Below are 12892 nucleotides of genomic sequence, written 5' to 3'. Positions count from 1 at the left end.
TGCTCTCCTAACCAATACCAATACATTCAAGGCAAATCATAATTGCTTTAGTTAATACTATATTTGCTTCTCCACGATATATGCCCAATACAATAAATGAAATACCAATTACAATAATAGAAATACCTTTTTTATTTTCTTTAATAAAGTTACTCATTACTTTTTACCATCTTTAATCTTTCATCTATAATTTTTTTCCATTCTTCTTTGCTATTTGCACCTGCAACTTTGTCACCTACAAATTTCCCGTTCTTGTCTACAAAATAAGTTGTTGGAAACTCTATAATTCTTTTAAAATCAGTCTTTTTCAAACCTTCAGATACTGTTAATTGTTGATAGGTAGCATTTGATTTTTTCATAATATCTTTAACTAAGTCTCTCTCTTCATCCGAAAGACCAGTTTTCATATCAGCTCCATCCACTTCTACAACTAATCCCTTTATAGCTACATTTGAATTATTACTTGCATATTCTTTTGATAAAGCTTCAAGTTCTGGCATCTCACCTACACATGGACCACACCAGGTAGTCCAAACATTAATAAGAGTAAGGTCTTTACTTGAAAACACCTCCTTTGTTACCTTATTTCCATCTACATCTTTGGTTTCTAGATTAAAAAACCATTCACTATTCTTTTCGCTTGTGTCTATAGGCTTAGACTCTTTTTTACTACAACCAGAAAGTATACCTAAAACAAAAACACATCCCAAAACTAACACAAAAAACCTTTTCATACTTCACACTCCTAATATCTATATAATATATAAAATTGTTGATTGAAATAAAAGTAACCTATTCTCTATACTATAGTTATTACATTTAATAAATAATAGCCAACCTAAGGAAAACTATATTGAATATATATAGTTACTAAAATATACTTCTTATCAAACAAAATCTTATATATATGATAAGCTGTAAAACTTAAGATTATATACCTATATTTCTAAAGATTTTCTTAAGATATAATTATCTTTTTCAATAGAGTATAATTATTCTTTCAATAAAAGTTCATTAATCGCTATTCTATAAATTATACGAAACATAAGTTATTATTGATTTAAAGCCATTTATAGTATTAGCAAAGTTTTTCTTGACTATATAGTTACTATATACCTTATTATATATAGAGAGTAATAAAAGGAGGTAAAATTTATGGAAAATTTATTTACAAGAAAATTCACTACTTTTGAATTTCTGAAATTTGTTTCTCCTGCAATTATATCCATGGTATTTATATCTTTATACACAATAATAGATGGTATATTTGTGTCAACATTAGTTGGCTCAGATGCTCTTGCTAGTATAAATATTGTACTACCCATAATCAACCTTGTTTGTGGTTTTGGAATAATGATGGCAACTGGTGGAGGAGCTATAGTTTCTATACGTATGGGGGAAAATAGACAAGATGAAGCCAATTCTACATTTTCTTTTATAGTTTTATTTTCATTGATTATTGGAATTTTATTCACAGTAATCTCGTATTTTTTTGTCAAAGAAATATCTATTTTACTTGGAGCAACAGATAAACTACTACCTTATTGTATAACTTATGGTAAGGTTATGATTTTATGTACACCTTTTTATATTTTAAAATTTATATTTGAATATTTTACAAGAACTGATGGAAACTCTAAATTTAGTTTATTTCTATCAGTAATTGGAGGTGTAACAAATATAATATTAGATTATGTGTTTATTAAATATTTTGGAATGGGTCTTCTAGGTGCTGCGGTTGCAACTGCTATAGGTATTATTTTAACTTGTATTTTAGGTATAGCCTACTTCTTATCAAGTAAGTCTACATTAAAATTAAAAAAACCAAAAACTGATTTTAGACTTATAAGGGATACAATGATAAATGGTTCTTCTGAAATGGTTACAGAATTATCTACAGGAATTACAACATTCTTATTTAATATAGTTGCTTTAAGATTAGCAGGAGAAACTGGACTTGCAGCTCTTACTATAGTACTTTATGCTCACTTTTTGATGACATCGGTTTATCTAGGTTTTGCTGCTGGAGTATCACCATTGATAAGTTATAATTTTGGTGCTGAAAATAGTGATAAGTTAAAAGAAACATTTAAGCATTCTTTAAAATTTATATTTGTTTCTTCTATTTTAGTTTTTATTGTAGCTTTAGTTTTTGCACCACTTATTGTTAGAGTTTTTGTAAATCCTGATAATGAGGTATTTGGTTTAGCTTTACAAGGTCTAAAAATATTTGCTTTTGCTTTTTTATTTGTTGGTATAAATATATTTGCATCAGGATTTTTCACAGCATTTCACAACGGAAAAATTTCAGCTATTATATCTTTTAGTCGTGCCTTTGTTTTTGTAATTATAGGAATTGTAATTCTTCCTCCTATATTGCATCTAAATGGATTATGGCTTACTGTTCCATTTGCTGAAATTATAACTATATTTATATCTATATTGTTTATAAAAAAATATAAGAGTAAATATAAGTATTAGTAAAATATATACTTGTTAAAATTAATAAAGCTAGCTTAAAGTAACCGTATTCAAATTTCGCTTTAGAAACTTCATATTTGTAATGAAATTAAAGCCCTTAAATCCAAAATAAATGGTTTTTAAGGGCTTTTTACTAGTAATATTTAAATCTACTTTTAAGGTGATTTCTATTTTAATTATAATAAATCATTTGCATAATCCTTAATTGGAGCTCTTCTAAGTAGTAATATTATTAAGGCTATACAAACAAATATAGTTCCTACTTTTAACCCTAATAAAATAGAAGGATTTTCAAATAAAATAATAATTTTATCTAAATATGTAATCATTTTTTGCATATGTTTAATTGCAAAATTAACTACATAAATTAATATCAATATTGGTAGTCCTATTAATATGGTAAAGCTTGTAGCTTTTCTAACCCTATACGTAAAAGCACCCAATAAAGCGCCTATCAAACCTATACATATTTCACTAATACATAAATTTATAAAATAATTTAAATAAGCTAGTGGCATATTTGTTGTTGATGATTTTATTATCATGGGTATAGAGGTCCAAATTAAATCTTGTTTCAGTAAAACTAACATATCTACCTTATAACCAGTTATAAGCTCAATAGATAACTTTGATAAAAATATCAAAACTATACTTACAATAGAAAGAACAAAGGCTAAAATAATTAAAGTTAGTATAATAGCTTTTATACAATTCTTTCTATCTGCCCTTATACTTAAAGCACCTGAAAAATCTTTATTTACTATAGATATTCCATATACAAATATTAGTATACTTATATAGTTTAAAAGTGGAGTTGTAAATGAAGATAAGTCTTCTTTAGGTAAATTAGCAAAATTTACAATAATAAGTGGTAAAACATTTAAAAAAACACCTATTACCAAAAATAAAATTATATACGTTTTTGTATTTTTATTAAAAAATTTCATATATGGTCTTAATTCATTCAATTACAAAACCTCCTTTTTAGTCATACTTACAAACATATCTTGTAATCCTATATATCCTACATCTATATTTGAATTTTTAAGTATATTTTCATCGTTTTTATTAAAGTCACCATAGTAAAAATAGGCAACTGTATTTCCAAATGATTTTTTAGGCTTTACATTTCTTATTGTTTCTAATTTTTCTACTTCTTCTCTGCTTCCAGTAATATAATGAGCTTTTTGTTTTATAGTATCAATATCTTCATCTATAATAATCTTACCTTCATTTAATATTATTACATGCTCTAATAAATCATCTATTTCATCAATCAAATGAGTTGATATTATTATCGTTCTTGGATTTTTTATATAATTATCTAAGATTACATTATAAAATTCTTGCCTGTTTACTGCATCTAGACCAATTGTTGGTTCATCAAATATAGTAATAGCTGAATTGGAACAAATTCCTATTATATTTGAAAGTATAGTCTTCATTCCCCTAGACAATTGTCTATACTTTTTCTTTATATTTAAATCAAAATATTTACATAGTTTTTCTTCTAATGCCTTATCATAATTTTTATAGAAGCTAGAAGAAAACTCAAATATCTGACCTACCTTAAAGTCTGAATTATAAAATTCTTTTTCTCTTACAATACAAATATCTTCCAATACTTTTAAATCTTCTTTTATATTTTTTCCTGAAATTTCTATATCTCCTTCACTTTGAATTAATTGATTTACTATTATATTCAATAATGTAGTTTTCCCAGCACCATTTTTTCCTAATAAACCATATATTTTATTTTCTTCAAAATTCAGAGATACATTATCAAAAATCTTTTGTTTTTTGAAGCTATGAGACAAATTTTTTATCCTAATAGAGTTACTCATACATTACTCCCCCTTAAAATTTATTATAATATCAACTAATTCTTCTCTGTTTATTTCTAATTTATCTGCTTCTTGAAGTAGATTTTTTATAAAATTATTTTTAAAGTTTTCTTTCCTAACTTCTTTTATTATACTTCTTGCCCCCTCTGATACAAACATTCCTATCCCTCTCTTCTTGTATAAAATATTCTTATCAACTAATGTATTTATTCCTTTCAAGACTGTAGCAGGATTAATTTTATAAAGCTTTGAAAGTTCAGTTGTTGATGGAACCTGCTCTTCTTCTTTTATTCCATCTGATAGTATTTCATCTTCAATTGCTCGTGCTATCTGAATAAATATGGGTTCTTCATTATTTAATATTAATTTCATAGGTTCCTCCTTCCCAAGTTAGTTAATTACTTAAGCAACTAACTATAAGACTATAATATATTATAAAGTTTTCTCTGTCAAGATTAAATAAAAAAAACAGAGGGAAATTTCCCTCTGCCTTTTGTTCTATAAATTTATAATTAAACTAATATCTAGTTGTCATTGTTTTATCCATTAATTAATAGTTTTAATAACCTGTTATGTCTTCATTTTTTAATATTTTACATATTGAACTAGTACCTAATCTTTCAGCACCTGCCTCTATAAATTTTTCTGCATCAGAAATCGATTTAACACCTCCAGCAGCCTTTATCTTAACATTTTCTCCAACATGCTCTTTCATAAGCTTTATATCTTCTAAAGTAGCTCCACCTGTTCCCATTCCAGTAGATGTCTTTATAAAATCTGCACCAGACACTGTTACTATCTCACACATCTTTACTTTTTCATATTCCTCTAAATAACATGTTTCTATAATAACTTTTAATATTTTATCTCCAATAATTGCTTTTATTTCTTTTATCTCATTTTCTATCTTCTCATAGTCCCCATTTTTAATATCTGAAATATTTACAACCATATCAACTTCATCTGCTCCATTTTTAATTGCATCTTCAGCTTCAAATACCTTCGTTGCAGTAGTTTGATATCCTAGAGGAAATCCTATTACTGTGCATACCTTTATTTTACTATTTAAATATTCTACTGCTCTTTTTACATATGATGGTGGTATACAAACTGATGCTACATTCATGTTTATAGCCTCATCACATAAAATCTTAATATCTTCCCATGTCGTTGTAGCCTTTAAAATAGTATGGTCTACTGTTTTTAATATGTGTTTCATAAAATCCTCCTAAATATATAATTAATATAGTTAAACTAGTTTTTTAAGTGTAACTTTCTTTTTGCAATATTTAATATCATATCAACTTCTTCAACTTTAAAAATGGTCATTAGTAATGTATAAATTCCACCTCCAACTATTACTGAAATGGTTAATGATACTAACTCGTTAAGTGTACCTACGCCTAAAAGTCCAAATATAAATTTATACGTAAAATATGATAAAATTCCCATAATAACTGATGCTACTAATGATTTTAAGGTTGCTTTTATTATCTTATCTTGTCCAAAATAACCTACTTTCCTTCTTAAATTTATGAAAAGTAACAATATACATGCAATTGATGATGAACTAGTTGCAAGAGCAAGACCACCATGAGCCATAGGTTTTATTAAAATTAAATCTAGCACTATATTTACACAAACAGATATAATACCATTTACCATAGGTGTTTTTGTATCTTGTAATGAATAAAAAACTTTACCTAATATATCTCTAAGTCCAAATGCAGTCATTCCAACTGCATAGAAAACTAAAGCAGTTGCTGTCATTTGAGTTGCTCTAGCATCAAAAGCTCCTCTTTCAAATATAATTCTAACAACTGGATTTGCAAAAACAATAGACCCAACTGAAATAGGAATCATAGAAATTATTATCATATTGACACTAGATTTAACTGAACTAGTAAATTTTTTTTGATTATTCTCTGCACTTAATTTTGACAGCATTGGGTACATAACAGACACTATTGAGGCTGTAAATGTCCCTGTAACAAAACCATTTAACCTATCTGCATAAGTAAGTGCTGGTATACTACCTTTAACTAATGTAGATGCTAAAGTTGTATCAACTAATGAGTTTACTTGATTAACAGCAACACCTATAAACACTGGTGAAAGTAATGCCAGCAATTTTATAAGACTATCATCTTTAAAATCTAAGTAAAATGAATATTTGTAATCTGTTTTTTTAACAAAAAACATGTAAAAAAGTAGCTGAACTATCATAGCAACTACAGCACCAACTGGAAGTACATATGGTCCAAACACGGTACTTATCATTATTGAAATAATTATTACTATATTATAGGGGATACTACCAAATCCAACTATGATAAAATTTTCTTTTATTTGTAAAAATGCTGACATAACACTAGTAATACCTATAAATATTATTCCCGTTATAAGTACTTTAGTAAATTTTACAGTAAGCTCAAATCTCTCACCTTCAAATCCTATAGCAAATATACTCACAAGTTGTTTTGAAAAAATCACACCCAGTATAGCTACAATTATGCATATACCAACTATTATATTTAAGACATTGTTTAAAAATTTTACTGCTTGTTTTTCACCTTGTTTACTACTTATGTCTTGATACATTGGTATAAAAGTAGTAACTATAGCCGTTCCTATTGCTGCAAATATAATATTTGGTATATTCATAGCTGTCAAATAACTTTCTGTATACAAACCTGTTCCATAAATTGATGATAAAACTAATTCTCTACCCATTCCAAGAATCTTAGATATTACAGTAACTATCATCAAATAAAAAGTTGCTTTAGCCACTTTGCTCATTTCATCACTCCACTTCTAACACACTTCTTTTAGTTCAGTAAAAGCCAGCCTATTATATATAATTTAATCTATTATTCCTACATTTTCTGAAGATAATAGTAGTTGTTTATTCTTTAATATATCATAAATAACATTATTTTTTATGTTTTTTATTTATACAACATTTTCTATAATCGCAATTTAAATCTAATAGAATAAATTTAATTGAATTTACAGAAATGGAGTTATTATTTTCTAATCTGGGTAAAACAAAACACTTATATTAGCAATATCTTTAAATTTCATTTTATTCATTTCTTATAACTTAATAATCTCAACATAAGGAAAATATATAATCATTTTTAAGTTATATTTTAACATATTTTATCTATTTTGAAAAATTTTAATCACTTTTACTAAATAACTATTTATTTAAAGAAAATCCAAAAAAGTATTCTCCTCAATGAAGAATACTTAACAGAAATATATAAGTGCATTTTAAATAAAGTACATCAATATGATTATTAATAGTCGTCAATAAGCTAATAAAAACTCAACTTTTCTGCAAGTTAAAGTAATGTAAAGGTAATTTTTATTTTATTAATCTCATATTTTCCTATTGAAAAACCATTATTGATTATGTGTAAGTATAACAAAAGAAAAAACAAAAGTAGGAGAATCTTTCTCCTACTTTCTTTTATATTCGCTTTATAAATATTAATAAAAATGCTTTAATTGTTTTAATTTACTTGGATGTCTTAATTTTCTTATTGCTTTAGCTTCTATTTGTCTTATTCTTTCTCTAGTAACTCCAAACACCTTTCCAATTTGCTCTAATGTCTTAGGGTCATCATCATCAATGCCAAATCTCATTCTCAAAACCTGCTGTTCTTGTTCTCCAAGACCTGTAAGTAATTCTTCTATTTTTTCTTTTAAATTATGTTGTTCCACTTCATGCATTACAACATCTTTAAAATCAGCATCTGATGGTATAAATTCAACTAAACTACTATCTTCATCTTCTTTTAATGGTGTATCCAAAGATACAACATTTTTATCTCGTTTTAATAATTCCAATACTTTCTCAACCTCAAGACCACAAGCATCTGCAATCTCATCTACAGTTGGTTCTCTTAATAATACATTTAAAAGTTCTTGTTTCTTTTTCTTTACAAAATTTATTCTTTGGTGAAGATGTATAGGTATTCTAATAGTATTTTCGCAATCATCAATATATCTTGTTATGCTTTGTTTTATCCACCATGTAGCATAAGTGCTAAATTTGTATCCTTTTTTATAATCGTACTTCTCTACTGCTTTTATGAGTCCTATATTTCCCGCTTGAATTAAGTCTAGCATATCAATACTATCTCTTTTATATCTTTTTGCTATGCTCACTACCAACCTATAATTTGAATTTATAAACTTTTCCTTTGCTACTGAAGATGAGTTGATTATTTCCTTTGCCAGCTCTACCTCTTCTCCTGCTGACAACATTTTGTATTCCTCAATTTCCTTTAAATACATTTTCATCGCATTTGATACATTTGATGAACCCACACAAATATAATTTTCATAATTATTTTCTTTTTTAGTATCCATAATCAAACCCCTTCTATTCATAGAATTTGCTAAAACAAAAATAAATAATTTAAAACTACATAATCTACAACTACATAATATCCCCTTCTTCAAATAAGTTGTTTTGTATATTATGTATACAAAGTTATAAAAACTATACCTATAATATTATTCTACCTCTAACCCTAATATCCTCCTTATATATATAATTTATTTTATTATATATTGTTATATCCTAAGTTTTTAGATTGATATATGTCTAAAAAAAGACTGTTGATTAAACAGTCTTTTTTAATATATATGCTTGTTATTTACTTTTCATGATGATTGCATCCACATCCACAATTTTCATCGTGATGATGATGTTCTTCTTCTGAATCTTTAACTTGTTGTTCCATCTCATTAAACTCTTTTACCATTATATCATAAGTTGGAAGTGCTGCCTCAGTATCATATTCTTCGCCTCTCCAATCAGCATACATCATAGCATCACCATTAGTTAAAACCAATCTACCTGACATAGTTATGTTATCTACTTCTTCTAAAAATTCTATTTGTTTTTGTAAAACTTCCCCTTCTAATTCTACATCTTCATCTAAACACTGCACTATCATTACTGGAGCGTAATAATCCTCATCATCTTTAACATTTACAATAATATCTAAAGTTCCCTCTGCACCTTCTTCAAATTCTGCTAATTCAACATTTGTATCAATCATGTCCTGAGGTACCAATAAATCTTCTATTAAATATTTTATTACTCTGTCTTTTACTAATTCTTTTGACATTTATTTTTTCTCCTTCCGATTCTATAACATTATCATAATCATTTCTATATTATAGTATACTACATTAATTGTTTTTTCAATCTCTTATAAAAATTATTTTTTCATTATTTACCTTATATTACCTTTTTTATTACAAACTTGTAATCGCATTGATTTAAAAAATAGTTTATATTTAGTATAATAGAAATGTAGCACATATTTTTATTCAGTATATTGATAAAAATGTATATTGAAAATGTAATGTATGTTAAATCTAGGAGGATTATTATGAAGTTTAAAAAACAAATTAGCTCTATTATTATATCTACTATGCTTGTGTTTGGAAGTTTAAACCTTGCTTATGCAGATGGAACAAATGTTGTTACACTTGGAGCTAACTTATCAGAATCTCAAAAACAACAAATGCTTAATTATTTTGGAGTTAAAAAAGACCAAGTCTTAGTTTTAGATGTAACAAATGCAGAAGAAAGACAATATTTACAAGGTGTTGCAACAGAGAGCCAACTTGGTAAAGTTACTATTTCTTGCTCTTATGTTGAGCCTACAACAAATGGCAATGGAATTAATGTTAAAACAGCAAATTTAACTTGGGTAACTAGCTCAATGATTGCTTCAACACTTACAACAGCTGGTCTTGAAAATGCAAATGTTATTGCTGCTGCTCCATATCCTGTAAGTGGTACTGGTGCATTGACAGGAATTATGAAAGCATTTGAAGATGCATCAGGAAAAAAACTTGACGAAACAAAAAAGGAAATTGCTTCTGAAGAGTTAGTGGTTACAGGTGATTTAGGAGATGATATAGGTCAAGAAAAAGCAACTGGTGTGATGAATGATATCAAAACAGAAATTGTAAAAAATGGTACAAAGGATACTAATCAAATAGCTAATACGATAAATAATGTTGTAAACAATTACAATATTACTATTACACCAGAACAAAAAGAACAAATTCAAGGTGTAATGAAAAAAATAGCTGACCAAGATTATGATTACAATAGTATGAAAAATACATTGGATAATGTATCAGACAATGTAAATGAACAACTAAAAAAATTAGGTGATAGTGTTAAAGGTTCTGGAATACTAGATACTATAGGTGGATGGTTTAGTGGAATAGGAGATTGGTTCTCTGGTTTATTCTCAGGAGGAGATAAAAAAGATTTGGGAATCTTAAATAACACTAATGATGAGTCTCTTGGCTCAAATGCTGTGATAAACTCTACAGAAGGTGTTCAAATAAATCCACAAGATAATACTAACTCTAATAATACAGATAACTCAGAAGATAGTACTAACTCTAATAATACGGATAACTCAGAAAATAATAGCGAGAATAATGATAACACTCAATCAAGTGAAAATAACACAACTAATAATTCTGAAAATCAATCCAATACTAATGACTCAGTTGGTTTCTTTGAAAAAATAAAGAATTGGCTTTCAGGTTTATTTTAAAAATTAAGTAAATAAAAGAATTGCCTAATATAGAAATTTTCTATAAAAGGCAATTCTTTTTATCTCAAATAAATTCTTATTACTTGCTCATTTTTTGAGATTTTTCTATACATGCACATATAGCTTTTATAACAGAGGCTCTAAAACCTTCCTCTTCAAGGACTTTAACTGCTTCTATAGTAGTCCCTCCAGGTGAGCATACCATATCTTTTAGTTCACCAGGATGTTTTCCTGTTTCAAGTACCATTTTTGCAGAACCCATAACTGCTTGTGCTGCAAATTTATATGCTTGTTGTCTTGGCATTCCTGCAATTACTGCTGCATCTGCAATAGCTTCTATAAACAAAAACACATAGGCTGGTGCAGAACCACTCGCTCCAATCACTGCTTCTATAAGATATTCTGGTACGACTTCAGTGTTTCCAAAAGAACTAAATACTTCTACCACTGCTTCTAAATCTTCATCTTTTATATTTTTATTTATAGATATTGAAGACATAGCCTCATTTACAAGTGCAGGAGTATTAGGCATAGTTCTAACTATTTTTTTATTTTCACCTATAATTGCCTCTATATCTTTTATAGATTTTCCTGCTGCTATTGTAACTATAATCTTACTATCATCTACAAAATCTTTTATCTCTTCTAAAATATCATCATATATGTCTGGCTTAACAGCTACAATTACTATATCAGAATTTCTAGTAACCTCTTTTGAATCTTTTGTAGTATTTATACCAAAATTTGCATGTATTCTATCAAGAGTTCCTTGAGTATATGCTGATGCTGTTACCATATTAGGTTCAACTAATTTTGAATTTACTATACCACCTATCATAGCACTGGCCATATTCCCTGCACCTATAAATCCAATTCTTTTCACTGTAATACTCCTCCTTAAATAAGTAATAACTAAACTTTAAGCTTCTTTAACTGTATCAGAATTTTCAAATGGATTTGGTATACTTACCACTAAAATTCTTACCATCTTATTAGTATAGTTAACCCAATTGTGATTGTTCTTTTCACTATTGTAGTGTATTGTATCACCTGGATACATTTCAATTTGCTCGTCACCCAAAAACACTGTAAGAGTGCCCTCTAAAACATATACAAATTCTTCACCACTATGTACATAGCAACAAATTTCTTCACTACTTTTACTTGGAAGAATTTCAATTAATCTTGGTAACATAGTTTTTTCTTTTAAATTAGATGATAAATGATAATGTATAAATGTTGAATTTTCTACATCAAAAACTTCTTTTTCATAACTTCTTAATACAGGTCTCTTATGCTCCTTTGGTTTCATAAAAAAGTAAGTTAAATCTACATCCAATACATTTGCTATTTTACCTAATGAATCTGTTGCCACACTTGTTAATCCTCTTTCAAGCTGTGACAAAAATCCAATTGATAAGTTTGTTTTCTCACTCATATCTTTCAGTGTCATTTGTTTTTGAGTTCTAAGTTGCTTTATTTTTGCTCCTATGTCCTTATTCAAAACCATCACCCCTAAATAATTTTAATTTTTTCATAATATAAATATAAGAATATAAATATAGGCTATTATATCTATAATATTTCACCTCAAAAAAACTTTATTAGTATAAATATAATTTATTCACTTTCTTTTGTCTACACATTTATCATTATTTATAATTTATTATATATATCTCTCTACCTAATTTAATAAAATTTATTAATCATTTTTCTATTTTTTAATATATATGATTATAATGACTTTTTTTATATTATAAAACTATATTATAAAACTTAAGTTATTCCTATAATTTACTTTATTATTTATATAGTTCATAATATATAAATCCTATTAGTATAATTTTTATCAGATTACTATCTTTAATTTATCTATATTGCATTATATAGTTTATTTGAATTTAACTATTAAAAATCAAGCTTATTACATTGCTATTTCTACAGATTTTTACATCCTTTACA

Annotated in this window: 13 protein-coding genes; 2 read left to right on the top strand and 11 right to left on the bottom strand. The window is 26.9% G+C overall.

Annotated features, from left to right (window positions below; translation table 11 throughout):
- Nucleotides 1–7 precede the first annotated feature (7 nt).
- Both IC219_RS00195 and IC219_RS00190 read right to left on the bottom strand, forming a co-directional pair.
- Nucleotides 8–157, bottom strand: a complete 150-nt coding sequence (locus IC219_RS00195; RefSeq protein WP_227432878.1) for a CD1871A family CXXC motif-containing protein — start codon at nt 155–157, stop codon at nt 8–10.
- Nucleotides 150–734 (bottom strand): TlpA family protein disulfide reductase, encoded by a 585-nt coding sequence (locus tag IC219_RS00190; RefSeq protein WP_227432876.1) that lies wholly within the window; start codon nt 732–734, stop codon nt 150–152. The genes IC219_RS00195 and IC219_RS00190 overlap by 8 nt, the downstream gene beginning before the upstream one ends.
- A 421-nt stretch (nt 735–1155) precedes the next feature.
- On the opposite strand from IC219_RS00190, the gene cdeA reads away from it, so the two are divergent.
- On the top strand, nt 1156–2481 hold the full coding sequence (gene cdeA / locus IC219_RS00185; RefSeq protein ID WP_227831140.1) for a multidrug efflux MATE transporter CdeA: 1326 nt from the start codon (nt 1156–1158) through the stop codon (nt 2479–2481).
- A 176-nt stretch (nt 2482–2657) separates the two neighbouring features.
- Here cdeA and IC219_RS00180 read toward each other — a convergent pair whose 3' ends face one another.
- From IC219_RS00180 to IC219_RS00150, 7 genes are all read right to left on the bottom strand, one after another.
- Nucleotides 2658–3449 (bottom strand): ABC transporter permease, encoded by a 792-nt coding sequence (locus tag IC219_RS00180; protein WP_227831141.1) that lies wholly within the window; start codon nt 3447–3449, stop codon nt 2658–2660.
- Nucleotides 3450–4325, bottom strand: coding sequence for an ABC transporter ATP-binding protein (locus IC219_RS00175; RefSeq protein ID WP_227831142.1), 876 nt, complete (start codon nt 4323–4325; stop codon nt 3450–3452). It abuts the gene before it with no gap.
- 3 nt (nt 4326–4328) lie between these two features.
- On the bottom strand, nt 4329–4697 hold the full coding sequence (locus IC219_RS00170; RefSeq protein ID WP_227432872.1) for a GntR family transcriptional regulator: 369 nt from the start codon (nt 4695–4697) through the stop codon (nt 4329–4331).
- A 187-nt stretch (nt 4698–4884) separates the two neighbouring features.
- Complete coding sequence (gene deoC / locus IC219_RS00165) at nt 4885–5544, bottom strand: deoxyribose-phosphate aldolase (RefSeq protein ID WP_227831143.1); 660 nt, start codon at nt 5542–5544, stop codon at nt 4885–4887.
- 35 nt (nt 5545–5579) lie between these two features.
- Nucleotides 5580–7124 carry a murein biosynthesis integral membrane protein MurJ gene (murJ, locus tag IC219_RS00160; RefSeq protein ID WP_227482327.1) on the bottom strand — a complete coding sequence of 515 codons (1545 nt, stop codon included), beginning with the start codon at nt 7122–7124 and terminating at the stop codon, nt 5580–5582.
- 696 nt (nt 7125–7820) lie between these two features.
- Nucleotides 7821–8705 carry an RNA polymerase sigma factor RpoD/SigA gene (locus IC219_RS00155; protein ID WP_227432868.1) on the bottom strand — a complete coding sequence of 295 codons (885 nt, stop codon included), beginning with the start codon at nt 8703–8705 and terminating at the stop codon, nt 7821–7823.
- 290 nt (nt 8706–8995) lie between these two features.
- On the bottom strand, nt 8996–9472 hold the full coding sequence (locus tag IC219_RS00150) for a type I restriction enzyme HsdR N-terminal domain-containing protein (protein ID WP_227432867.1): 477 nt from the start codon (nt 9470–9472) through the stop codon (nt 8996–8998).
- A 267-nt stretch (nt 9473–9739) separates the two neighbouring features.
- Here IC219_RS00150 and IC219_RS00145 point away from each other — a divergent pair, with 267 nt between their 5' ends.
- Nucleotides 9740–10930, top strand: coding sequence for a DUF1002 domain-containing protein (locus tag IC219_RS00145; protein WP_227432866.1), 1191 nt, complete (start codon nt 9740–9742; stop codon nt 10928–10930).
- A gap of 79 nt (nt 10931–11009) precedes the next feature.
- Here IC219_RS00145 and proC read toward each other — a convergent pair whose 3' ends face one another.
- Together proC and IC219_RS00135 are read right to left on the bottom strand one after the other, a co-directional pair.
- Nucleotides 11010–11813, bottom strand: a complete 804-nt coding sequence (proC, locus tag IC219_RS00140; RefSeq protein WP_227432864.1) for a pyrroline-5-carboxylate reductase — start codon at nt 11811–11813, stop codon at nt 11010–11012.
- 36 nt (nt 11814–11849) lie between these two features.
- A complete protein-coding gene (locus tag IC219_RS00135; RefSeq protein WP_413840640.1) occupies nt 11850–12440 on the bottom strand; it encodes a helix-turn-helix domain-containing protein in 591 nt (196 codons plus the stop codon).
- Between the last annotated feature and the right edge of the window lie 452 nt (nt 12441–12892).

Source organism: Clostridioides sp. ES-W-0018-02 (assembly GCF_020658175.1).
In the GTDB taxonomy this organism is placed as follows: Bacteria; Bacillota; Clostridia; order Peptostreptococcales; family Peptostreptococcaceae; genus Clostridioides.
Note: the sequence above shows the minus strand (reverse complement) of the source record. Positions and strands in the feature narration are given on the sequence as shown.